Raw genomic sequence first — 23074 nt, forward strand, 5'->3', positions numbered from 1 at the left:
TCACCCGACGGACGCACGAGGCCGACAGCGGGTCGGCCTACCCTGGCGCTCGTGGCGTCCGTCGCTGATCCTGTCCCGCCGCGACCTGGAGTTCCTGCTCCACGAGTGGCTCGACGTCGAGTCGCTGACGAAGCGGCCGCGGTTCACCGAGCACTCCCGCGAGACGTTCGCCGCGGCACTCGAGCTGGCGGAGCAGGTGGCCACCGAGCACTTCGCCCCGCACAACCGCACGGCCGACGAGAACGAGCCGCGGATGGTGGACGGCCGGGTCGAGATGATCCCGGAGGTCGCCGCGGCTCTGCGGATCTTCGCCGGGGCCGGGCTGATGGCCGGTTCCTTCGACGAGGAGCACGGCGGCATGCAACTGCCCTACACCGTCGGCCAGGCCGTGCTCGCCTGGTTCCAGGCGGCCAACATCGGCACCTCGGCGTATCCGTTCCTCACCATGGCCAACGCGCGGCTGCTCATCGCCCACGGCAGCCGGCAGCAGGTGGACACCTTCGTCGCGCCGATGGTGGAGGGCCGCTGGTTCGGCACCATGGCCCTCTCCGAGCCGCAGGCGGGCTCCTCGCTCGCCGACATCACGACGAGGGCAGTGCCCCAGGACGACGGCAGCTACCGGCTGACCGGCAACAAGATGTGGATCTCCGGCGGCGACCACGAGCTGACCGAGAACATCGTCCACCTGGTGCTGGCCAAGGTGCCCGGCGGTCCGCCCGGCGTGAAGGGCATCTCGCTGTTCGTCGTCCCCAAGTTCCTCGTGGCCGACGACGGCTCCCTCGGCGAGCGCAACGACGTCGTCCTCGCCGGGCTCAACCACAAGATGGGCTACCGCGGGACGACGAACACCCTGCTCAACTTCGGCGAGGGGGTGCACACCCCGGGCGGGCGGGCCGGCGCGGTCGGCTACCTGGTCGGCGAGGAGAACCGCGGCCTCACCTACATGTTCCACATGATGAACGAGGCCCGGATCGGCGTCGGGATGGGCGCCACGGCGCTGGGCTACACCGGCTACCTGCACGCGCTCGAGTACGCCCGCACCCGCGCCCAGGGCCGCCCCGCGGCGGGCAAGGACCCGGCCTCGCCCATGGTGCCGATCATCGAGCACCCCGACGTCCGCCGGATGCTCCTGGCCGCCAAGTCCTACGCCGAGGGCGGGCTCGCCCTGGGCCTGTACTGCGCCCGACTGGTGGACGAGGAGCAGACGGCCGGGTCGGACGCCGACCGGCAGCGCGCACATCTGCTGCTCGACGTGCTCACGCCGATCGCCAAGGCGTGGCCGTCGCAGTGGGGCCCGGTCGCGAACGACCTGGCCATCCAGGTCCACGGCGGGTACGGCTACACCCGCGACTACCCGGTCGAGCAGTTCTACCGCGACAACCGGCTGAACCCGATCCACGAGGGCACGCAGGGCATCCAGTCCCTCGACCTGCTCGGCCGCAAGGTCGTGATGCAGGGCGGCGCGGGACTGGCGCTGCTGGTGGAGACGATCGCGGCGACCACCGCGCGGGCGGCCGGCACCGAGTGGGCCGGCTTCGCTGCCGACGTCGACGCCGCGGCCGCGCGGCTCGTGACGGTGACCGCCACCCTGTGGGGCACGGGCGATCCGGAGCTCGCGTTGGCCAACTCGCACGTCTACCTGGAGGCCGCCGGGCACGTCGTCGTCGCCTGGCTGTGGCTGGAGCAGGCGCTCGCGACGGGCGGGAGCACGGGGAGCTTCTACGACGGCAAGCGGGCGGCGGCGCGGTACTTCTGGCGCTGGGAGCTGCCGGCGACCGGCGCGCGGTTCGACCTGCTGGAGTCCCTGGACCGGACGGTGCTCGACGTGGACCCCGCCGTCCTCTGAGCCCGGGCACGACGACGCCCCGCCGTCCCTGGGGGACGACGGGGCGTCGGAGCGTCGCGGTTCAGGCTGCCCGGGGCGCACCCACCGGCTCGGGCGTCGCGTGCCGGGCACCAGAGGTGCGCTCGGCCCGCTCACGCTCGTAGCGGGCGGTGGACTGCGTACCCATCGCGATCACCAGCGCCGTCAGCACCAGGAACCCGATCAGGGTCACGGCCGGCCACATCACCATTCTTGTGTCTCCCCCAAGCGTCGGGTGCCGCCGCGGGGTCGGGGCGGCGGCACGTCGTCGAAGGGCTCTGTCCCCCGTCCGCACCGTTCTCAATCGTCACTTCGTGCACTTCCCCTGACAGTGTGTGACGGAGATCATGGACGGGTCGGTGCAGGAGCCCGCACGGGGTGCCCCTCCGGGCCGTGGTCTCATCGGGAGGTGACCGACCGCGCCGCTCCTCCCGCCCGGCGCGGCGCGGCCGGCTCCGTCCTGCTCGTGCTGGCCCTCTCGCTGGTCGTCACGACCCTCTCGCTGCTGCAGAGCCTGGTCGTGCCCATCCTCGATCGGATCTCCGAGCAGCTCGACGTCTCCCCCTCCGCGGCCGGCTGGGTGCTGACGGCCAACCTGCTCGCCGCGGCGGTGCTCACGCCGGTGCTCGGCCGGCTGGGCGACCTGAAGGGCGAGCGGCCGGTGATCCTCGGGATCCTGGTCGTCGTCGCGCTCGGAACGCTCCTGGCGATCGTCACCGAGTCGTTCCCGCTGCTGCTGGTGGCGCGGGTCCTGCAGGGCGCGTCGTACGGGTTGTTCCCGTTGTCGATCAGCGTGCTCCGCCGCGAACTGCCCGAACGCCGGCTCGGGATCGCCATGTCCGTCGTCAGCAGCACCCTGGGCGTCGGGGGCGTGGCCGGGCTGGTGGCGACCGGGCTGCTCGCCGGTGAGGACGCCGACTACCGCAGGCCGTTCTGGATCGGGCTGGCCATCACCGTCGTGGCGTTCGGGCTGTGCCTGCGCCTGCTCCCCCGCCGCGCGGCGACCGGTTCGGGCGGGGTGGACTGGGTGGGCGCCGCCGTCCTCGGCCTCGGCCTGAGCCTCCTGCTGCTGTTCGTGTCCCAGGGCAACACCTGGGGCTGGTCCTCGCCGGCGACCCTCGGCTGCCTGGCCGGATCGGTCGCGGTCCTGAGCGGGTGGATGGTGCAGCAGCGGCGGAGCACCCAGCCGCTGATCCGGCCCGCGATGCTCGCCGACCGGCGCACGATCATCCCCAACGTGGTCGGCCTGCTGGCCGGGGTGGCGATGTTCGCCTCCTTCCTCGCCGTCCTGCAGTACGTGCAGAGCCCGTCGGAGGTCACCGGCTACGGGTTCGGGGCGTCGGTGCTCGTTGCGACCGTCGTGTACCTGCTCCCCGGCGGGGTCGTCGGCATCATCCTGGCCCCCTTCGCCGGCTCCGTGGTCACCCGCTTCGGGGGGCTGCCGACCCTGCTCGTGGGGTGGACGGCCGGCCTGGCCGGGTTCGCCCTCCTGACCTGGCTGCGCAGCGAGCCGTGGGCGGTGATCGGCGCCGGGCTCCTGACCCAGGTGGCCGTCACCATCACCTACGCCGCGCTGCCCTCCCTCATCGTGCAGGCGGTGCACGAGGACGAGACGGGGGTGGCCAACGCTGTCAACTCCATCGCCCGCTCCGTCGGCCAGGCCCTCGGCAGCGCGCTGGCTGTGATGCTGCTGGCCGCCTACCTGGACCCCGACACCGGCCTGCCGCGGAACATCGCGTTCACGCTGGTCGGGCTCATCGGGGTGGGCGTCTCGGCGGCCGTCCTGGCCGTCGCGCTGATCGGGCTCCGGGGCGACCGGCGGGCCGCCCGGCTGCGGCGTCCGGACCCGCCGGTCGAGGTGGAAGAGGCCACTGCCGGTGCGGGCGAGTGGTCGCCGGTCTCCGGGGTCCGCTGAGCCCCGCCCCGCACGGGATCCGGTGTCCGTTTCGCAACGGCACGCCGGAGTCCGGCATGGAACGGGACCGTCCGGGGAACCGGGAGCACTGATCGAGGCCCCTCGCGCCTTCCCCGACCCGGAGGACTCCATGACCCGACCCACCGGCTCGTCCAGCCGAGCGAGCAGCTCCACCAGCGAGGCTCGCTTCCACGGCAACCACGCCTCGGACGACCCCGCGCCGGACGACGACAACGTCAGCGGCACCCGTTCCGACTACGCCCCCGTGGGCGCCGACACGAAGCCCACGACCGTCGGCACGCTCAAGCGCACGGTCAAGGAGTTCAGCGAGGACAACCTCACCGACTGGGCCGCGGCGCTCACCTACTACGGCATCCTGGCGCTGTTCCCCGCGCTCATCGCCCTGGCCTCCATCGTCGGCCTGTTCACCACCCCGCAGCAGCTCAGCGACGCCCTGACCGAGGTGGTCCCCGCCAGCGCCGCGGACACCCTCAACCCGGTCATCGAGCAGATCGCCGGGAACCAGAGCGCCGCCGGCCTGGGCCTGATCATCGGTCTCGCCGCCGCCATCTGGTCGGCGTCGGGGTACGTCGGCGCCTTCACCCGCGCGGCCAACGTCGTCTACGAGACGCCGGAGGGCCGCAAGGTCTGGAAGCTCAAGCCGCTGCAGCTGCTCATCACGCTGATCGGCGTCCTGTTCGCCGCCGTCATCGTGGCGCTGCTGGTGCTCAGCGGCCCGGTGGTCGACGCGATCGGCGAGGCGATCGGCGTCGGCGAGACCGGCCAGACGATCTGGGCCGTCGTCAAGTGGCCGGTCATCCTGGTCGTCCTGGCCCTGATGATCGCCGTCCTCTACTACTCGACGCCGAACGTGAAGCTGCGGGGCTTCAAGTGGGTCAGCCCCGGAGCCGGAGTGGCGATCCTCGTGGCGATCATCGCCTCGGCGGCCTTCGCGTTCTACGTGGCCAACTTCAGCAGCTACAACGCCACCTACGGTGCGCTGGCCGGCGTGGTGATCTTCCTGATCTGGTTCTGGCTGATCAACGTGTCGCTGCTGTTCGGCATCGAGCTGGATGCCGAGATGGAACGGACCAAGGAGCTGAAGGCAGGCGTGCCGCGGGCGGACAAGGAGATCCAGCTCGACGCCCGCGCCGAGCCCAAGGACAAGCAGACGACGTAAGGGCAGCACGAACGCCCGTTGAAGGCCCCCTCCCAGCCCGGGAGGGGGCCTTCAGCATGTTCTCGTCGGGTCAGCGGCTGGTCGGAGGCCCGTCGCCACTGCGGAACAGCGGGATCCGCTCGATGAGCCCGGCCACCCCGGCCAGGCCCTGGCTGAGCGCGCGGCCGGCCGGGGCGATCCGTTCCGGCGCGCGGCGGACTCCGGCGTCGACGAGGTCGCGGGTGCGGTCGACGAGCGACAGCGGCAGGCCCGAGAGCGCGTTGCCCGGCGGGCGCCGTGACACCGTCGGGTGCGGGCGGGTCGGCGAGATCCGCCGCATGAGCTCCCAGCGGCGACCCAGGGCGCGGAGCTCCTCGGGGCCGAGCACCACCTGCAGCCGCGGGAACAGGACGTCCTCCTCGTCGCGGACGTCCTCGCGCAGGACCTCGACCAGCCGCCGCAGCCGCGCGGAGCGCTCCGGGGAGTCCAGGCCGTCGCGCTCGAGAGCGGTGACGAGCTCGTTGACCTCCTGGTGCTCCTCCTCCACCTGCAGGGTCAGCGCGTCCCCGTCGGGGAGGACCCGCCGGATCACCGGCCAGAGAACCGTCTCCTCGGCGAAGGCATGACTGAAGACGAGCCGGTCGATGCGGCCCAGTACCTCCTCCTGCGCAGTGCCGGTGGTGCGCTCGAGCTCGTGCAGCAGGCGGTCGAGCTCGACGTGGTCGCGGCGCTGGCGGACCAGCACGCTGCCGGGGCCGCCGAGCTCGTCGTCGGTCTGGTCGGCGATGGATCTCACGGGGCACTCCTCTGCGGACGTCGGGTCGTCCGACGGTGCCCGTTCGGGTGGTCACGCACTCGTCACGTTGCCCGCAGCGCCGCACGGGTACGGGACGACGACCATCGACCTGCATCGGAGACACGACCCCCATGAGCGACGCCCCGCCGGTGACCTCGGACTTCTACGACCTCGAGGCACTCCTGTCCGACGACGAGCGGGCGATCCTGCACCGGGTGCGGGCCTTCATGGACGAGCGGGTCGAGCCGATCATCAACGAGTACTGGACCCGCGGGGAGTTCCCGCACGAGCTGGTCCCGGGCCTGGCCGAGCTCGGCATCGCCGGGAACCCGTACTCCGGCTACGGCTGCCCCGGCCGCTCGTCGCTGTTCGACGGGATGGTGGCCATGGAGCTCTCCCGCGGGGACGCCTCCATCTCCACGTTCATGGGCGTGCACGGCGGCCTGGCCATGGGCTCGATCTACCTCTGCGGCTCCGAGGAGCAGAAGCAGCGCTGGCTGCCGGCGATGGCCCGCATGGAGCTGCTCGGCGCCTTCGGCCTCACCGAGCCCGAGGCCGGGTCCGACATCGCCCGCGGCGCGCAGACCACCTGCCGCCGCGAGGGTGACACCTGGGTCCTCAACGGCGAGAAGAAGTGGATCGGCAACGCCAGCTTCGCCGACCTGATCATCATCTGGGCCAAGGACGAGGAGACCGACGACGTTCTCGGCTTCGTCGTCGAGAAGGGGACGCCGGGGTTCTCGACCGTCGACCTCGAGGACAAGATCGCGCTGCGCGTCGTGCAGAACGCGCTGATCACCCTCGAGGACGTGCGCGTGCCCGAGGAGAACCGGCTGCAGGAGGCGCGCAGCTTCCGGGACACCGCCAAGGTCCTGAAGATGACCCGGGCCGGGGTCGCGTGGTCCTCGGTCGGCTGCTCGCGCGGCGCGTACGAGCACGCGCTGCGCTACGCCACCGAGCGGGAGCAGTTCGGCCAGCCGATCGCGGAGTTCCAGCTGGTGCAGGACCTGCTGGTGCGGATGCTGGGCAACATCACCGCCTCGGCCGCCATGTGCGCGCGGCTCTCCCAGCTCCAGGACGCGGACACGATGACCGACGAGCAGGCGTCGCTGGCCAAGGCCTTCTGCACGATGCGCATGCGCGAGACGGTCGGGTACGCCCGCGAGCTGATGGGCGGCAACGGCATCCTGCTGGAGAACCACGTGGGCCGGTTCGCCGCCGACGCCGAGGCGATCTACTCCTACGAGGGCACCCGCGAGGTGAACACGCTGATCGTCGGTCGGGCGGTGACGGGCACCAGCGCGATCGTCTGACGACAGCCCCGGGAGCATCGCAGCGAGGAACGAGCGAGGAGCGGACCGGGGCGCGGAGTCGGACCGGAGCAATCGTCTGACGACAGCCCCGGGAGCATCGCAGCGAGGAACGAGCGTCGGTGGCCCCGCTGCAGGGTCCCACTGCGAGCGTGCGAGCGGTGGGGGGCAGCGGGGTCCTTCTACGGCGCGCGGAGTCGGACCGGAGCGATCGTCTGACCAGGGCCGTTCCGCGTCCCCTGCCGGACCGCCCCGGGTGTGTTTCAGTGGCTTGAGTCACACCTGAGCCCGAGGAGACATTCATGGCCACGACGGCACCCCAGCCCGACGTCCCCGAAGCTGCCGCCGAGGGCGCGCTCGGCCTGGACATGGTGCTGGTCGATGCCGCCAGAGGGCCGTTGCGCCGGCTGGTGCCACCGGCCGGGACCGCGCTGCGGTTCGGCGCCGCGCTCGCGCAGCAGCCGGGCACCGTGGCGCGGCGGACCGGTGAGCTGGCCCAGGAGCTGGCCCGGATCGCCGTTGGCCGCTCGGAGCTTGCGCCCGGGCGCAAGGACAAGCGGTTCGCCGACCCGGCGTGGTCGGGCAACCCCGTGCTGCGCCGGGCGATGCAGACCCACCTGGCCACCGCTCGCACCGCCTGGGAGCTGATCGAGGACGCCGACCTCGGCTGGCAGGACGACGAGCGGATCCGGTTCACCGCGACCAACCTGGTCGACGCCCTGGCGCCGTCCAACGTGCCGGTCCTCAACCCGCTCGGCTGGAAGGCGCTGATCGACACCGGCGGCGGGAACGTCGTGCAGGGGCTGCGGCGGATGGCGGCCGACCTGGCCGCGCCACCGCGGGTGCCGTCGATGGTCGAGCCGGACGCCTTCACCGTCGGGGAGGACCTCGCGGTGACGCCGGGCGTGGTGGTGTTCCGCACCGACGTGTTCGAGCTGATCCGCTACCGGCCCGCGACGGAGACCGTCCGCGAGGTGCCGCTGCTGATGATCCCGCCGACGATCAACAAGTACTACATCGCCGACCTCGCCCCGGGCCGCAGCATCGTGGAGCACTACCTCGCCGCGGGGCAGCAGGTCTTCATGATCTCCTGGCGCAACCCCGACGAGCGGCACGCGGAGTGGGGCCTGGACACCTACGGGCAGGCGCTGCTGGACGCGATGGACGCCGTCGAGAAGGCATCGGGCAGCAGCCGGGTGGCGCTCCAGGCCTTCTGCTCCGGCGGGATCATCACCGCGATGGTCCTGGCCCACCTGGCGGCCGAGGGCCGGCAGGACCGCGTCAGCGCGGCGAGCTTCGCCGTCACCGTCCTGGACTGGTCGCGGGCCGGCACCGTCTCGGCGCTGATGGACGAGGAGTCGGTGCGGGCCGCGACGGAGCGCTCCCGGAAGAAGGGCTACCTGGACGGCGCCCAGCTGGCCGAGGTGTTCGCCTGGCTGCGCCCGAACGACCTGATCTGGAACTACTGGGTCAACAACTACCTGCAGGGCAAGCCGCCCCCGAACTTCGACATCCTCTTCTGGAACGCCGACACGACGCGGATGAGCGCCGGGCTGCACCGCGACTTCATCGACGTGGCCCTGGGCAACGCGCTCACCGAGCCCGGCGAGGCGACGATGCTCGGCACGCCCGTGGACCTGTCCACGGTCACCGTCGACACCTACGTCACGGCGGGAATCGCCGACCACCTCTGCCCGTGGCAGGCCTGCTACCGCAGCACCCAGCTGCTCGGCGGCGAGAGCAGGTTCATCCTGTCGACCAGCGGCCACATCGCCTCGCTGGTGAACCCGCCCGGCAACCCGAAGTCCACGTTCCAGGTCGCCGACTCGACCCCGCCCGAGCCGGACGAGTGGCTGGCCGCCGCCCGCACCGAGAAGGGCTCCTGGTGGCCGGACTTCACCGCGTGGCTCGAGGAGCGGTGCGGCGAGCAGGTGCCGGCGCCCACCGACCTCGGTGGTGCGCTGGAGGTCCTGGGTGACGCCCCGGGCTCCTATGTCTTCGACAAGTAGCGGCGAGCGGATCCGGACGGTCACCGCCGGCGGGCGCACGCTGCGCACGTCGGTCCGCCCCGGGACGGACGACTCCGTCCCACCGCTGCTCCTGATGAACGGGATCGGCGCGAGCCTGGAGGTCCTCCAGCCCTTCGTGGACGCGCTCGACCGGCGGCGCACGGTCGTCCGGTTCGACGTCCCCGGGGTGGGCGGTTCCCCGCCGCCCGTCGTCCCGTACAACCTGGCCACGTTCGGTCCGGTCGTCACCGGGATGCTCGACCGGCTCGGGTTCCCCGGTCCCGTGGACGTCCTCGGGCTGTCCTGGGGCGGCGGCCTCGCCCAGCACTTCGCCGTGCAGCACCGCCGTCGCTGCCGCCGGCTGGTCCTCGCCGCGACCGGCACGGGCGCGCTGATGGTGCCGGCGCACCCCCGGGTGCTCGCCCGGATGCTCACCCCGCGCCGGCACCGCGACCCCGAGTACGCCCGGCGCATCGCCGGTGAGATCTACGGCGGGACCATGCGCAGCGAGCCCGAGCGGGCGGCAAGAGCGCTGCACGCCGAGACGCGGCTGGGCCCGCGGCGCGGCTACTACTACCAACTGGCCGCCAGCACCGGCTGGAGCAGCCTGCCGTTCCTGCGGCTGATCCGGCAGCCGACGCTGGTCGTGGCCGGCGACGACGACCCGATCGTGCCCGTGGTGAACGCGCGCCTCATGGCCCGCCTGCTGCCCGACGCCCGGTTGCACGTCTACCCGGGCGGGCACATCGCGCTGGTCACCGAGGCGCGACAGCTCGCCCCGGTCGTGGACGACTTCCTCGACGGCTGACGCGTCTGCCCGCCGGCTCAGTCGCCGGCGTCCCACCAGCCGGCCGCCGCCTCCGCGGGCGACCGCCCCTCCAGTTCGACCGCCCGGTTGAGCTCCACGAGGTCGGCGGTGGTCAACCGGGCGCTGGTCTCGTCCAGCGCGCGGCGGAGGTCCTCGCCCCACCGGTCCAGCACCGCGGCCCGCACCATCGGGACCACGTTCTCCCGGGGCTGCAGCCCCCGGTCGTCGGCCAGCAGCACCACCGGCGCCACGGCGAGCCGGGCGTCGGTGGTCTCGAGCATCCCGACGTGGATCTGCCCGGACAGCAGCGCCTCGAGCGTCGCCGCCCGCGTCGGCATGCTGATCACCTTGCCGAACGCCAGGCCGTAGACCTCCTCCAGTCCGCGCAGGCAGAACGGGCGGTCAGGGCACTCGGGCGGGCCGCCGAAGACGAGCTCGGGCGCCACCGGCGCCAGATCGGAGAGCGACCGCAGGCGGTGCTCGCGCGCGACGGCCTCGAGGACGACGAAGCCGTTCTGGTCCTCGGCCGCCGACGGCGTCAGGACGTCGACGCCGCGTCCGCCCATCGTGCGGGTGAGCACCGCGTGCATACCCTCGGGCGCGGCCGGCGGGCGGGCGAACTGCGGCCGGGCGAACGCCAGCGCCGTCCCCAGGTAGTCGACGACGACGTCCACCACGCCCTGCTGGAGCGCCGGCGACACGACCTCCCGGGTGCCGATGCCGTGCTGCACGGTGACGGGCAGCCCCTGACGGCGGGCGGCCTCGGCGTACACCTCGACCAGGATCTGGTTCTCCGGGAAGTCGTAGGACGCGAACCGGATGGTCTCCGGCCCGACGGGCGGCGCACCGGCCGGCTCCCCGCACGCGGCCAGCACGAGGAGCGCCACGGCGAGGGCCGCGCGCAGAACACCCACGGCAGCACCTCCCCGCCGGATGCGGACGCGCCACCGTAGAACGGGAACGGCACGAAAGGGGATGGTCCGCGCGCCGCTCGAAGGGCACCATTCCCCGACATGGCATCGGTGCCGCAGGCACTGCCCACCCCGGGCACGACGGGGCCGGCCGTACGACCCGGCCCGCCGGCCATCGCGCGCGTCCGCCGCCGCCGTCGCCCGTCGGGGGAACCCCCCGCGCTGCCGCGCCAGCTGCGCACGTCCGGCAAGTGGTGGCTGGCGCTCAGCGGGCTGGTGCTGGTCGCCTGGGCCGTCGTCGTCGCCACCGGCACGATCCGCTACTTCGACGTCGCAGACACCCGGGTCCTGCAGGCGTTCGCCGAGCTGCGCTCGCCGGTCGGCATCGACGTCGCCCGGGTGGCCGGGGCGCTGGCCACCGAGCGGGCGCTGCACGTCGTGTGGCTGGCCAACCTGGTGCTGCTCGTGGCCTTCCGGCGCTGGCGCCACCTGTTCGTCTGGTTCGGCGTCGTCCTCGTCGTCGTCAACGTGGCCGCCCTGATGGCGACGACGCTGCAGCGACCGCGTCCGTTCGAGGTCGAGCTCCTGGGATCCTGGTCCGGGTTCTCCATGCCGTCGCTGCCGATGACCGTGCTGGCGGCGTTCCTCGTGAGCACGGTCTACTCGCTGATCCCGCCCGGGTCGAAGCGCACGATCGGCAAGTGGGTGGTCTGCGGGCTGCTCGTCGTCACCGCGCTCTCGCGCCTGTACCTGGCGCAGGACCACCCCTCGGGGATCGTCGCGGGCGTGGTGCTCGGCGTGGCCGCGCCGCTGGCCGCGTTCCGGCTGCTCACCCCGAACTCCGTCTACCCCGTGCGCTACAGCCGTGGCCGGCCGGCGCACCTCGACGTCTCCGGCGAGCGCGGCGACGCGATCGTCCGCGCGCTGCAGGACCAGCTGGGCCTGCTCGCCACCGACGTCACGCCGTTCGGCCTGGCCGGCTCCGGCGGCTCCACGCCGCTGAAGATCACCGTGAAGGCCCATCCCTCCTCCGGTGACGAGGAGAGCTGCGTGTTCGGCAAGCTCTACGCGATCACGCACGTGCGTTCCGACCGCTGGTACAAGCTCGGCCGCACCCTGCTCTACGGCCGGCTCGAGGACGAGAAGCCGTTCCACAGCGTCCGCCGGCTGGTGCAGTACGAGGACTACATCCTGCGGCTGTTCTGGGAGGCCTCGCTGCCGGTGCCCCATCCGCTGGGCATCGTGGAGATCACCCCGGAGCGCGAGTACCTGCTGGTCACGGAGTTCATCGCCGGCGCGAAGGAGGCGGGCGACGCCGAGATCGACGACTCGATCATCGACCAGGGGCTGGCGGCGGTCCGGCGGATGTGGGACATCGGCATGGCTCACCGCGACATCAAGCCGGCCAACCTGCTGGTGCGCGACGGCGAGCTGTTCCTCATCGACTCGGCCTTCGCGGAGGTGCGGCCGAGCCCGTGGCGGCAGGCCGTCGACCTGGCCAACATGATGCTGGTGCTGGCACTGCGCACGGATGCGGCGCAGGTCTACGCGCGGGCACGACGGCAGTTCACCGACGAGGAGATCGCCGAGGCGTTCGCCGCCACCCGCGGGCTCACGATGCCGACCGAGCTGCGACGGATGCTGCGCCAGCAGGGCAGGGACCTGCACGCCGACTTCCTGCGGTTGCTGCCCTTCCAGCTGCCGCCGGTGCACATCCAGCGGTGGACCTGGCGGCGGTTCGGGCTGACCGCGGTCACCGTCGTCGTGGCCGGTGTCGCCGCCGTCGTCACCGTCGGTCTGCTCGGGTCACCGCTGTGAGGGGCCGGCCGGGACTCGCGGTCCTCCTCCTGCTGACGCTCACGGGCTGCGTGCGCCCCGTGGTGCTGGACTCGGAGGTGCTCGCCTGCCGCGAGGGCGACGAGGGCACCCCGGCCAACGGCGTCGTCCTGCTGGCCCAGTCGGTGCCCACGGCGAGCTGGGTGCCCTGCCTGGAGACCATCCCCCTGGGCTGGGACGTCTCCGGCCTCGAGGCGACCGACGAGAACGCACGGTTCTGGCTGGACTCCGACCGCGACGGGCGGCACGCGGTCGAGATCCGTCTCGACGAGCACTGCGACCTCACCGGCGCGACCAGGATCCCCAGCGACCGCGAGGCGATGGAGCGCTGGGAGCGCGTCACCCAGGTGACGCCCCAGTACGTGGGCACCCGCTCGTACGTGTTCGAGGGCGGGTGCATCAGCGTGCTGTTCCGCCTCTCCGGCGAGAACCGCGCCGAGCCGCTCGGCTTCGCCACCCAGGGCGTGGGCGCCGTCCCCAGGGACGCCGTCCGCGAGGCCGTCCACGAGCAGACCGAGGGCCGGCTGGAGCTCGACCCGTGACCGCCGTCGGACGCCCCGCGCGATCGCGCGGGCGCCGGTGGGCCGGCGCGGTGCTCTCCTGCGCCCTGGTGGCCGGCGTCTTCGTGTGGTTCCTCCCCCAGTTCACCAGCCTCGCCGACGTCTGGGCGTCGGTGCGCACGATGACCTGGGTCGAGCTGACCGTGCTGGCGCTGGCCGCGGCCTGGAACCTGGCCAGCTACCAGTTCGTCATGGTCTCGGCGACGCCCGGCCTGACCCTGCGGCAGGCCTTCGTCTCCACCGAGACGACGACGGCGGTCTCCAACACCGTGCTCGGCGGCGCCGCGATCGCACTGGGGCTCACCTACGCGATGAACTCGTCCTGGGGCTTCTCCCGTTCGCGCACCTCGGTGGCGCTGCTCATCTCGGGACTGTGGAACAACTTCGCGAAGCTCGGCCTGCCGGTGCTCGCCCTCGCGCTGCTGGCGCTGAGCGCGCCCCCGACCGCCGGGCGGCTCACGGCGGGCCTCGTCGGGCTCGCGGTGCTGGTCACCGCCATGGTCCTGCTGGGCACTCTGCTGCGCAGCCGGGAGGGCGCCGAGCGGATCGGCGCGGCGGCCGGCCGGATGGCGACGGCGTTGCGCCGTCCGTTCGGGCGCGGTCCGGTGAGCGGCTGGGAGCGGGCGACGACGAAGTTCCGCGACCGGACGGCGCTGCTGCTCCGGGCCCGCTGGCACTGGATCACCCTGGCCACGGTGGTCAGCCACCTGTCGCTGTTCCTCGTGCTCCTCCTGGCGTTGCGCTTCGTCGGGGTGGACGGCGACCAGGTGAGCGTGGTCGAGGCGCTGGCGGTGTTCGCGTTCGCCCGGCTGCTGACCGCCGTCCCCTTCACCCCCGGCGGCCTCGGGGTGATCGAGCTGGCGCTGATCACCGGCCTGGCCGCGGCGGGCGGGCCGCGGGCCCTCGTCGCCGCCGCCGTCCTGGTCTTCCGGGGGATGACCTACGTGCTGCCCATCCCGATCGGGCTCGGCACCTACGTGTTCTGGCGGCACAATCGGTCCTGGCGGCGCGAGCCCAACACCGCACCCCGCACCGCGCTCGTGCCCGAGACCGTGTGAGTGCCTGATGCTCGTGGACGCGCGGCGAGGTCTGGTGGTCAGCGGCTGCCTGCTGGCCGGCGCCGCCGCCGTGACCACCCTCGTGGTCCTGCCGGCGACCCGGCCCGCGGTGCAGGCGGTCGACGACGCCGTGTGGCGGTGGGCCGGCGAGGTCCAGAACGACCCGGCGACGGCGGTCGCCGAGGCGCTCTCGGTGCTGGGCAGCGCGCACGTCAACTGGCCGTTGCGCATCGCGGCGCTGCTGCTCATCGCCTGGCGACGGCACTGGCTGCGGCTGGCCGCCTTCGCTCTCGCCGTCGTCACCAGCGAGCTGTTCATCGGGCCCGTGAAGGCCGCCGTCGACCGGGCCCGCCCACCCGGCGCGCTGATCGAGACGACGGCGGCGTCGTTCCCGTCCGGGCACGCCATCGCCGGCACGGTCACCGCCGTCGGACTGGTGCTGGTGCTCGCCTCCCCGGGCCCGTCGCGCTGGCGCTGGGAGGTGCGCGCGGTGGTGTTCGGCGCCGTGATGGCGCTGTCCCGGGTCTACCTGCGCGCGCACTGGCTGTCGGACACCGTGGCGGGGGCGTTGCTCGGAGCGGGCCTCGCCCTGGGCTGGCCCGCCCTGCTCATCGCCGTGCGCGAGCGGGTCCAGCGGGTGCCGCCGCTCCCCTGACCCGCCCGCTCAGCCGCCCTGCCGGACGACGACGGCCGCGCCCCAGGCGGCCGGCTCGAAGCCGCGCGCGGCGAGCACCTCGGACAGGGCCCGGTTCATCGCCTGCTGGACGGCGGCGTCCGCGGCGGCGCCGTGCACCTGGTCGACGCTCATCCGGTCGTGCTGGCGCCAGGCGACGACCACGCCGTCGAGGTCGGGCGTCGGGGTCAGGCACGCGCCGCCGAGCGCGCCGTCGCCACCGGTGGCGTCGTGCAGGGGCAGCCCGGCCTCGCTGATCGCCGCGGTCACCTCGACCAGCAGCGTCGTCAGGGGGTCCTCCTCGGACAGCAGCGGGCTCCACTCGTCGGGCACCCGGTCGAGCTGCTCGGTGAGGTGCGCCAGCCACGCCCACTCCTGCGGCGACGGGCGGCGGCGGAGCGACCCGTCGGGCCGGCGGCTGCCGTAGACGGGGCGGACGGCCTCGCCGTCGGCGAGAGCGGCGGCCGACCAGCCGGCCTCGGCCCGATCCGGGAAGGGCCCGGCGACCACGTGCCCGGCGGAGTCCTCCTCGCTGCCGACGAGCCACCACCCCTCGACGCCCGTGCCGAGGACCATCTCGCTGCCAGGCAACCCACCCATTGCACTCACCGCTGCCCATCCATCCATGGAGAACCCGCCCCGGGGGAAGAGGAGCAGGCATCGCATCGCCGGCCGTGGCGGCGCGATGGGAGGAACGGTAGGTGCCGAGAGGGCCTGCGGACGCGCGCGTCGGCACGCCGGTGGTGCCGTGTGTCCGGATCGTTGCGCGGGCTTCCGCCCGGACCGGTGACCGGCCGTTCTGCGCGACCACATGTCGACAGGAACAGGCGTTCGCGAGCGTGCGGCAGGCCGCACCGCCGATGGTCACCCGGATCGCGACCTCCCGGTGGCGTGTCCGCTCAGACGGAGTCCGCGGGCTCCTCGTTGCGCAGCAGCGCTCCGGCCTCGAGGGCAGGCATCGGGCGGTAGAGCAGGTAGCCCTGCGCCTGGTCGCACGCCTGCGCCTTGAGCCGTGCCAGCTGCGCGGGCTCCTCGACGCCCTCGGCGACGACGGTCAGGCCGAAGGTGTGCGCGGCGCGGATCATCAGCGCGACGAGCTCGCGGTGCGCGGGCTCGGTGGACGCCACGAAGCTCCGATCGATCTTCAGCGTGTCGACGGGCATGTTCCGGAGCTGGCCGATCGAGGTGTACCCGGTCCCGAAGTCGTCGATGGCGATGCTGACGCCCATCTCGCGCAGCTCGGTCAGGTGGTCGTAGGCGACGGGGTCGTCGACGAGCACCGTCTCGGTGACCTCGAGGATGAGCAGCTCGGCAGGCAGCCCGGAGGCGGCCAGCGCGTCGGCCACGTCGGTGATCACGCGGTGGTCGGCCAGGTGCCGGCCGGAGATGTTCACCGCGATGGTCGGCTCCCGCAGGCCGGGGGCCGCGGGGCTCTCGGCGCGCCACTCGGCGAGCTGGCGGGTGGCCTCGTGGAGCACCCAGCGGTCGACGTCCCCGATGAGGCGGGAGCCCTCGGCGACCGGGATGAACTGGTCGGGCGGCACCATGCCGTGGCCGGGCCGGTCCCAGCGGATGAGTGCCTCGTAGCCGGTGACCCGGTCGCTGGCGACGTCGATGACGGGCTGGTAGGCCACGTGCATCTCGCCGTCGGCGAGGGCGTGCGCGATCGCGGCCTCGAACTCGGCGCGCTCGTCGAGCTGGCGGCGCAGCGTCTCGTCGAAGATCTCCGCCCGGCCCCGGCCGTGGGCCTTGGCGCGGTAGGCGGCGGTGTCGGCCTCGGCGAACAGCAGGTCGGCGTCGGTGCCGCCGTCCCGGCTGACCGCCACCCCGACGCTGGCGCCGATGCGGACGTGGCCGTGCTCGAGGGAGATCGGGGCGCTGATCGTCTCGATCAGGCGGTGGGCCAGCTCCAGCAGGTCCTGCTCGGAGTGCACCGGCTCCACGAGCACGACGAACTCGTCCCCGCCGAGCCGGCAGACGACGTCACCCGGGCGCACGGCCGCGCGCAGGCGCCGGGAGACCTCGCGCAGCACGTCGTCGCCCGCGGCGTGGCCGTGCCCGTCGTTGACGGCCTTGAAGCCGTCGAGGTCGACGAAGAGCAGGCCGGTCATCTCGCCGGAGCGCCGGCCGCGGTGCAGGGCCGACGTCACCAGCGTGACGGCCTGGGCGCGGTTGGGGAGTTCGGTGAGCGCGTCGTGCGTGGCCTGGTGGGCGAGGGCGAACTGCAGCTCCTCGCGCTGCCGGACCGAGTGCACGATCTCCTTGACCGAGGCGTGCACGACCTCGCCCAGCGGCCCGGGCAGCGGCTGGTCGAGCAGCGCGTTGTCCAGATCCCCGCGGGCCACGGCCTGGGCCTGGTCCTGGATCCGGCGCAATCCGGCGACGGCCGAGCCGAGCGCAGCCGAGACGGTGCGCACCTCACGGGGACCGGCAACTTCTACCTCGATCAGCGATCCTTCGCTGATCTGGGTCGCCTGGCCCGCCAGGAGACCGAGGGCCCGCGCGACCCGGCGGCCGAGGACGAGCGCACCGACGAGGGAGACGGCGAGCAGGCAGGCGCCGAGGGCGAGAACGGTGTGGAGGTCGGTGACCGCGCGCTGGCGGTCCTGCGCCACCATCGCCTGCGCCTCGTCGACGGCGGTGTCCACGAGCCCGGTGAGCAGGTCGCTGCGCTCCTGGCTCGTGACCAGCAGGGTGACCATCTGGTCGATGAGGACCTGCGTGTCGCCGGAACCGGCGGCACCGTCCGCGAGCAGCTGGTCGAGCTGCACGACGGCGTCGGAGGTGCGCACGTCCCCCCACGCGGCACGCAGCTGCGACTGCGAGAGCCCGCCCATCCGGTTCTGGGCCTGCATGTAGTCCAGCCAGGTGGTCTGCCAGGCGGTGTGCGAGCCGATGACGCTCCCGTCGTCGGACACGAACAGGGAGCCCATGTAGAGCGGCATCTGCCGGCTCGCGACGTGGGCGAGTTGTGCGATGGTCTGCACGTCGCGGATGGCGCCCAGCGTGGCGGCCGGTACGCCCTCGGAGGTGGCGACCGCCGCCGCCTCCTCCTGCGCGGTCATGAGATCGGTGGAGATGGCGAGGAAGCGCAGGTAGATGTCGTCGATGTCGAGCCCGTCACCGGCGCGGCCGCTACGCAGCTCCGCGAGGTCGGCGGCCGCGCGAGCGGCCGCCGCGCCACCGACGGAGTCCGCCGGGATCCGCGCGAGCGCGTCGTCGGTCCGCTGGCGGGCGCGCGTGGCCTCCTCGTCCGCAACCTGCCGCTGCATGTCGAGGAGCGTCTGCGGAATACCCAGAGCCGACGCCACGGTCGGGTCCTCGATGACCCGGAGGGACAGGATGGGGATGAGTTCCTGCTCCGCGCCGCTGCGCGCCTCGTCCAGCAACCCCAGGAGGCGGACCGAATCCTCGGCGTGCTCGGCGCTGACCGCCTCGTCGGCCCGGGCCTGCGCCACGGCGGCGGCGAGGACGACCACGCCGACCATCGGAAGCAGCACCAGGGCAGTCAGGTAGCGCCACAGCGGCGCACCGCGCCGTCGGCTGTGGTCGGTTCCCCGGAAGATTCGCACGATTCCGTATCGGCACAACCGGCGACGTCTTGAGAAGCGGTTCCACCCCCTCCGTGGGGGATGCGAGCCGCGAACGGACAGGTAACTCCCAGTCTCTGCGACGGGAACTGTCAGACCCGGCCGCGATCCTCGGACCACACCGCAGTCCCGAGGAGAGCCGTGAACGCCATGCCCGCCCGTCCCGTCCGCTCGGGCGCCGTCCGCCCGCCGTCGGCCGGCCCACGCCTGCCGGCACGGCTGCGCGGCCGCCGGCCGCTCTCCCTGCCCCCGGTCCCCGGGAGGCTCGCCGACCGTTCGTGACCGGGTGGCGTGCTCCCGGTCAGTCCGGGACCCGGGCGGTCGCACCCATACCCGCGTCCGCGACGACCGTGGTGACGTCGACGAAGCCGTGGCCGCGCAGGCCGGCGGCGACGGGGCCCAGGACGCGTTCGGCGCCGGCGGGGCTGGTCGCGCCGTAGAGGACGAGCAGCCGGCCGCCGGGCCGCAGCAGGCGGCGGAGCACCTCGAGCTCCGGCGTCGCGTCCCGCACCCAGAACAGGTTGACGTCGAGCGCCAGGGCCCGGTCGAAGGTCGCGGGCGGTTCGGCCAGGGCATCGAGCGCGCACTGGCAGACGGCCAGCCGGCCGGATGCCAGGTGCGGCTGGTTGCGCCGCAGCGTGCGCTCGATGGCGACGGCGGAACGGTCGACGGCCAGCAGCCGGCCGGTGGTGAGCCGGTCGCAGATGAGTGCGGCCGAGACTCCGGGCCCGCCACCGATCTCCAGGATCTCCTCGGTGGGGGCAGGGTCCAGCAGCTCGACAGCCCATCGCACCCGGTCCGGCACGACCGTTCTCATCCACCCGCCTCCGGTCTGGCGACGCGACGCGACGCTGTGCGCTGATGCGCCGTTCCTGCGGCTCGAACGGCGCATCGCTGACCCCGTACACCACCTGGTGCCGCTGTGGGCCCCGTGGGGATCGAACCCACAACCCGCGGATTAAAAGTCCGCTGCTCTGCCAGTTGAGCTAGAGGCCCTGGCGCGAGCGAGTCTCCCAGACGTGTCCGTGACCCTCGGTCTCACAGGACGTCGAGCGCCAGCAGCAGGACGAGGGTGAGCAGCGCGGAGAGGGCCAGCGAACCGAGGCAGCCCAGGCGATTGGAGAAGAGGAGGAACACTCCCGACCGTTGCCCCGCCCGGGTGTGGACCAACCGTGGGCGGTAGCGCTCCGTCGTGATGCGGGCCGCTCACACCACCCGTTCAGGGGATGCCGGACCGGGCGGTCGGTTACGTACCGTTATGACCGCTCCGCCCTGCCTCGCGCACGGGCGGCCCCGTGCCCCGGCCCGGCCGACCCGTTCCCCCCGGGCCGGCCGGGCCGGCTTCTCTCCCGGCTCAGCGGTGCCGGCTCGGCGGCCCCGGCTCAGCGGTGCCGGCTCGGCACGCGCGCCATCACGCGCCCGGCCTCCATGCGCACCTCGAGCTTCTCCTGCGGGTTGGCCGCCGGCCCACGCCGCGGCTCGCCGCTGTCGAGGTCGAAGGCGGACCCGTGCCACGGGCATACCAGGCATTCGGAGCCGCGCACCTCCTCCACCGACCCCTCCTGCAGGGGGCCCGACAGGTGCGAGCAGGCGCCGACGAAGACGTCGACCTTCGTCCCGCGCCGCACGACGGCGAGCGGGACGTCCGCCGCTCCACCCGCCCCCGTGCGCAGCGCCGGCCGACCCTCGGGGAGGTCGTCCAGCGGCCCCAGATCCAGCCAGTCCGAGCTCAGCGCGCGCACCGCGGTCGCCGCGTGCGAGGCGCCCGAGGACTGCGCGTAGGACATGTGCCCGCCGACGGCCGCCGAGCCGCCGGCGACTGCGAGGCCGCTGTAGGACAGCACCCGTCCGAGCGTGCCCCTGTCGTTCCTTCGAGCAGCCAGCGAACCGACGTAGAGGCCCAGCGCCACGGTGTTGGCGACGGCGTGCAGCGCGCCCAGCCGGCGCACCCCGGTCTCCTGCTCCGCCCAGTCGGCGGCCCCCGATGCCGCCGCGGGCAGCGCGGCGGCCACGCCTGCCCCGATCAGCACGGTGGCGGCCGGACGCAGCCGGGGGACGGCGTCCAGCAGGCCGGCGGACACCCAACTGCCCACCGGCACCTGCACCAGGACCGGGTGGAGGGGGTGGCCCAGCCAGGTCCCGTGGAGGAAGTCCTTCACCGCCGTCGGCTTCAGCGCTCCGAGCACGGCGCGGCGAGCCGGCTCGATCACCTTGTCGAACGTCTCGACGTTCGCGATCCGGTCCAGCATCCCCATGAGGCTCATGGCCGCCCCCTACCCGCCTGCTCCGGCGGCGACTCCCCCGGTCACGGCGAGGTCACGTACGAGTGGTTCCGCGGAGAAAGGCGCTGCCTCCCCAGCGCGGTAGGGGCATGCTGACCTGTGACAACGGGCTCCGCGAGGAGGAGTCTGGACCGAGTCGGCCCCGATGCCGCCCCCGAAGGAGCTCCGTGACCCGCCCGTCCCTGCTGCGACGCCGCCCTCCGGCGAGCGACGCCGCAGACGACCCGGTCACCGGGACGACTCCCCCGGCGCCGCTGGGCGAACGGCTGGCCACGCGGCTGCGGCAGGACGACGTGCTGGCCCAGTTCGCCCGGTTCGTCCTGGTCGGCGGCTCCACCACCGTCGTCTACGCCCTGCTGTTCGTGTCCCTCGAGAGCATGGGGTACCTGGGGGCGCACCTGATCGCCACGGCGGCCTCGACCGTGCTGGCCAACGAGATGCACCGTCGCCTGACCTTCCACGCCGAGGACCGCGTGGGCTGGTTCACCGCCCAGTGGGAGGCCGGGGGAGTCACCGTGATCGGTCTCGTCGCGACCAGCGTCACGCTCGGCTGGCTGGACACGACCGCCGCCGGGGAGCACGTGGAGCTGCAGATCACCTCCGTCGTCGTCGTGACGGCGATCATCGGCCTGCTCCGCTTCGTGGCGCTGCGCTGGATCTTCCGGGGTCCGGCCGTCCACGAGGCCTGAGTTCGCCACGACCCGCTCGCTCGACGCGTCGTTTCCTCTCCGCCGTCGCTAGCGTGAGCGAGGTGACCGAGCCGACGGAGCAGGTGCCCACCCCCTGGCTCCGCCGCGGCCGCGTCGCCGGCACCTGGGCGATGCGCGTCGGACTGGCCCTGATCGGCGCGCTGATCGCCGTCCTGCTCTTCGCCCGGATCTCCGCGCCGATCGGTCCGTTCGACGCCTCGCTCGCCATCCGCCCGGGCAGTGGGGGCGCGGAGGTCGCCGTCCCTCCCCTGGGTTCCCTGGCGGTCGACGCCTTCGACGGCCCCCTGCGGCTGGACATCCGGCTGGAGAGCGTCGACCAGGTCCGCGCCGAGGCGCTGGCCAACGATCCGGTGCGGCTGGCCGGCGTGGTCGACCGGGTGACCGAGGACCTGCAGGACGCCGTCGTGAAACTCGTCGTCATCACCGTGCTCGTGGCGCTGGCCGGTGCGGCCCTGGTGACGTGGGTGGTCCTGCGGCGGCGCCGCGAGCCGCTGATCGCCGCCGGCCTGACCGGCGCCCTGCTGCTGGGCGTGGCGGGGGTGGGCGTGGGCACCTGGCGGCCCGAAGCGCTCGCGACGCCGACCTACACCGGCCTGCTGGTGAACGCCAACAGCCTCATCGGCAGCGCGCAGGACATCGCCGCCCGCTTCGACGCCTACCGAGCGTCGCTGGAGGACCTCGTCGCCAACGTCGGTTCCCTCTACAGCACGCTCTCGGCGCTACCGCCTCCCGGCTCCGCCGACCAGACCGTGGCGCTGCTGCACGTCTCCGACCTGCACCTCAACCCCTCGGGATTCGACCTGGTGCGACAGGTCGCGACCCAGTTCCGGGTCGACGGGGTGCTCGACACCGGGGACATCACCGACTGGGGGAGCCCGCCGGAGAACCGGCTGATCGCCTCCGTCGGCACCCTGGGCGTGCCTTACGTGTACGTCCGGGGCAACCACGACTCCGCCGCCACCGCCGCCCTGATCGCCGCTCAGCCCAACGCCACCGTCCTCGACGACTCCGCGGTGGAGATCGCCGGCATCTCGGTCGTGGGCGCACGGGATCCCAGATTCACCCCGGACAAGTCGACCGGCGACGACGACGCCGGCCCCGAGGTCCTGGTCCGGTCGGGCGAGCGGCTGGCGGACGTCGTCGCGGACATGGACGAGACCCCGGACGTCGCCCTCGTCCACGATCCGAACCAGGCGCCACCGCTGGACGGCGAGGTGCCGCTGATCCTGGCCGGGCACACCCACGACCGCGCGGTGTCCGAGCTCGACGGCGGCACGCTGCTCATGGTCCAGGGATCGACCGGCGGCGCCGGGCTCCGGGCGCTGCAGGGCGAGTTCCCCGAGCCGCTGACCTGCACGGTCCTCTACTTCGCCGCGGACACCGGACGGCTACAGGCCTACGACGAGATCACCCTCGGCGGGCTCGGGGAGTCCGAGGTGACCATCGAGCGGATCGTCGTCCCGCCCGCGGAGGACGAGGAGGACGGGGAGGACGACGAGGACGGCGCGGCGGAGGAGGACGGCGCAGCGGAGGAGGAGGGCGAGGACGGCGCCACGGAGGACGACGACGAGGGCTCCTAGCGGCTCGGCGCTC

20 protein-coding genes and 1 tRNA gene are annotated in these 23074 nt (G+C 73.2%); 12 read left to right on the plus strand and 9 right to left on the minus strand.

All coding sequences use genetic code 11. The features are described 5' to 3' along the window. Positions 1-94: 94 nt before the first annotated feature. Positions 95-1846 (plus strand): acyl-CoA dehydrogenase, encoded by a 1752-nt coding sequence (locus BN344_RS11950; RefSeq protein ID WP_231486848.1) that lies wholly within the window; start codon positions 95-97, stop codon positions 1844-1846. A gap of 61 nt (positions 1847-1907) precedes the next feature. Here BN344_RS11950 and BN344_RS20295 read toward each other — a convergent pair whose 3' ends face one another. Next, positions 1908-2057, minus strand: a complete 150-nt coding sequence (locus BN344_RS20295) for a hypothetical protein (protein ID WP_166518213.1) — start codon at positions 2055-2057, stop codon at positions 1908-1910. 216 nt (positions 2058-2273) lie between these two features. Here BN344_RS20295 and BN344_RS11955 point away from each other — a divergent pair, with 216 nt between their 5' ends. Continuing rightward, a complete protein-coding gene (locus BN344_RS11955) occupies positions 2274-3779 on the plus strand; it encodes an MFS transporter (protein WP_081788570.1) in 1506 nt (501 codons plus the stop codon). 130 nt (positions 3780-3909) lie between these two features. After that, positions 3910-4959, plus strand: coding sequence for a YihY/virulence factor BrkB family protein (locus BN344_RS11960; protein ID WP_040338666.1), 1050 nt, complete (start codon positions 3910-3912; stop codon positions 4957-4959). 70 nt (positions 4960-5029) lie between these two features. Here BN344_RS11960 and BN344_RS11965 read toward each other — a convergent pair whose 3' ends face one another. Continuing rightward, a complete protein-coding gene (locus BN344_RS11965; protein ID WP_040338667.1) occupies positions 5030-5734 on the minus strand; it encodes a hemerythrin domain-containing protein in 705 nt (234 codons plus the stop codon). Between the two features lie 131 nt (positions 5735-5865). On the opposite strand from BN344_RS11965, the gene BN344_RS11970 reads away from it, so the two are divergent. The 3 genes from BN344_RS11970 to phaZ all read left to right on the plus strand — a co-directional run bounded on the left by BN344_RS11970 (position 5866) and on the right by phaZ (position 9861). Further along, the gene (locus tag BN344_RS11970) at positions 5866-7047 is read left to right on the plus strand and encodes an acyl-CoA dehydrogenase family protein (protein ID WP_040338668.1); all 1182 of its coding nucleotides are present in this window, start codon (positions 5866-5868) and stop codon (positions 7045-7047) included. A gap of 299 nt (positions 7048-7346) precedes the next feature. Continuing rightward, a complete protein-coding gene (locus tag BN344_RS11975) occupies positions 7347-9053 on the plus strand; it encodes a PHA/PHB synthase family protein (RefSeq protein WP_040338669.1) in 1707 nt (568 codons plus the stop codon). Further along, positions 9037-9861: a poly(3-hydroxyalkanoate) depolymerase gene (phaZ, locus tag BN344_RS11980; protein WP_040338670.1), complete on the plus strand. Its 825-nt coding sequence runs from the start codon at positions 9037-9039 to the stop codon at positions 9859-9861. The genes BN344_RS11975 and phaZ overlap by 17 nt, the downstream gene beginning before the upstream one ends. A 17-nt stretch (positions 9862-9878) precedes the next feature. Here phaZ and BN344_RS11985 read toward each other — a convergent pair whose 3' ends face one another. Further along, positions 9879-10775, minus strand: a complete 897-nt coding sequence (locus BN344_RS11985) for an ABC transporter substrate-binding protein (RefSeq protein WP_040338671.1) — start codon at positions 10773-10775, stop codon at positions 9879-9881. A 99-nt stretch (positions 10776-10874) separates the two neighbouring features. On the opposite strand from BN344_RS11985, the gene BN344_RS11990 reads away from it, so the two are divergent. The 4 genes from BN344_RS11990 to BN344_RS12005 are packed head-to-tail and all read left to right on the plus strand — an operon-like array spanning position 10875 to position 14881. Continuing rightward, positions 10875-12590, plus strand: a complete 1716-nt coding sequence (locus BN344_RS11990; protein ID WP_040338672.1) for a phosphatase PAP2 family protein — start codon at positions 10875-10877, stop codon at positions 12588-12590. A gap of 50 nt (positions 12591-12640) precedes the next feature. Then, positions 12641-13150, plus strand: coding sequence for a hypothetical protein (locus tag BN344_RS11995; RefSeq protein WP_231486748.1), 510 nt, complete (start codon positions 12641-12643; stop codon positions 13148-13150). Next, the gene (locus BN344_RS12000; RefSeq protein WP_040338673.1) at positions 13147-14226 is read left to right on the plus strand and encodes a lysylphosphatidylglycerol synthase transmembrane domain-containing protein; all 1080 of its coding nucleotides are present in this window, start codon (positions 13147-13149) and stop codon (positions 14224-14226) included. The genes BN344_RS11995 and BN344_RS12000 overlap by 4 nt, the downstream gene beginning before the upstream one ends. A 7-nt stretch (positions 14227-14233) precedes the next feature. Further along, positions 14234-14881, plus strand: coding sequence for a phosphatase PAP2 family protein (locus tag BN344_RS12005; RefSeq protein ID WP_040338674.1), 648 nt, complete (start codon positions 14234-14236; stop codon positions 14879-14881). A 9-nt stretch (positions 14882-14890) separates the two neighbouring features. Here the strand turns inward: BN344_RS12005 and BN344_RS12010 are convergent, their stop codons facing one another. The 6 genes from BN344_RS12010 to BN344_RS12030 all read right to left on the minus strand — a co-directional run bounded on the left by BN344_RS12010 (position 14891) and on the right by BN344_RS12030 (position 20753). Beyond that, the gene (locus BN344_RS12010) at positions 14891-15508 is read right to left on the minus strand and encodes a hypothetical protein (RefSeq protein ID WP_155858853.1); all 618 of its coding nucleotides are present in this window, start codon (positions 15506-15508) and stop codon (positions 14891-14893) included. Positions 15509-15798: 290 nt separating this feature from the next. Beyond that, positions 15799-18399 (minus strand): putative bifunctional diguanylate cyclase/phosphodiesterase, encoded by a 2601-nt coding sequence (locus BN344_RS19095; protein WP_155858854.1) that lies wholly within the window; start codon positions 18397-18399, stop codon positions 15799-15801. A 391-nt stretch (positions 18400-18790) separates the two neighbouring features. Further along, positions 18791-19306: a class I SAM-dependent methyltransferase gene (locus tag BN344_RS12020; RefSeq protein WP_166518229.1), complete on the minus strand. Its 516-nt coding sequence runs from the start codon at positions 19304-19306 to the stop codon at positions 18791-18793. Between the two features lie 106 nt (positions 19307-19412). Then, a tRNA-Lys gene (locus BN344_RS12025) sits at positions 19413-19485 on the minus strand. A gap of 42 nt (positions 19486-19527) precedes the next feature. Beyond that, positions 19528-19659: a hypothetical protein gene (locus BN344_RS21040; RefSeq protein WP_269319902.1), complete on the minus strand. Its 132-nt coding sequence runs from the start codon at positions 19657-19659 to the stop codon at positions 19528-19530. A gap of 212 nt (positions 19660-19871) precedes the next feature. Then, entirely contained in the window at positions 19872-20753 is an 882-nt protein-coding gene (locus BN344_RS12030; protein WP_051515833.1) for a Rieske (2Fe-2S) protein, read from the minus strand. Positions 20754-20938: 185 nt separating this feature from the next. Between BN344_RS12030 and BN344_RS12035 the strand changes: the two genes are divergently transcribed. Beyond that, entirely contained in the window at positions 20939-21460 is a 522-nt protein-coding gene (locus tag BN344_RS12035; RefSeq protein WP_040338676.1) for a GtrA family protein, read from the plus strand. Positions 21461-21522: 62 nt separating this feature from the next. Next, positions 21523-23061 (plus strand): metallophosphoesterase, encoded by a 1539-nt coding sequence (locus BN344_RS12040; RefSeq protein ID WP_081788635.1) that lies wholly within the window; start codon positions 21523-21525, stop codon positions 23059-23061. Positions 23062-23074: the final 13 nt, after the last annotated feature.

Origin of the sequence: Candidatus Blastococcus massiliensis AP3 (assembly GCF_000582785.1) — a bacterium.
In the GTDB taxonomy this organism is placed as follows: Bacteria; Actinomycetota; Actinomycetes; order Mycobacteriales; family Geodermatophilaceae; genus Blastococcus; species Blastococcus massiliensis.

What these genes read in the sequence shown, in the direction of transcription:
- BN344_RS11990 (WP_040338672.1), top strand. Translation starts at nt 10,875, where the DNA reads ATGGCATCGGTGCCGCAGGCACTGCCCACCCCGGGCACGACGGGGCCG.
- phaZ (WP_040338670.1), top strand. Translation starts at nt 9,037, where the DNA reads ATGTCTTCGACAAGTAGCGGCGAGCGGATCCGGACGGTCACCGCCGGC.
- BN344_RS12020 (WP_166518229.1), bottom strand. Translation starts at nt 19,306, where the DNA reads ATGAGAACGGTCGTGCCGGACCGGGTGCGATGGGCTGTCGAGCTGCTG.
- BN344_RS11960 (WP_040338666.1), top strand. Translation starts at nt 3,910, where the DNA reads ATGACCCGACCCACCGGCTCGTCCAGCCGAGCGAGCAGCTCCACCAGC.
- BN344_RS11970 (WP_040338668.1), top strand. Translation starts at nt 5,866, where the DNA reads ATGAGCGACGCCCCGCCGGTGACCTCGGACTTCTACGACCTCGAGGCA.
- BN344_RS12030 (WP_051515833.1), bottom strand. Translation starts at nt 20,753, where the DNA reads ATGAGCCTCATGGGGATGCTGGACCGGATCGCGAACGTCGAGACGTTC.
- BN344_RS12005 (WP_040338674.1), top strand. Translation starts at nt 14,234, where the DNA reads ATGCTCGTGGACGCGCGGCGAGGTCTGGTGGTCAGCGGCTGCCTGCTG.
- BN344_RS11975 (WP_040338669.1), top strand. Translation starts at nt 7,347, where the DNA reads ATGGCCACGACGGCACCCCAGCCCGACGTCCCCGAAGCTGCCGCCGAG.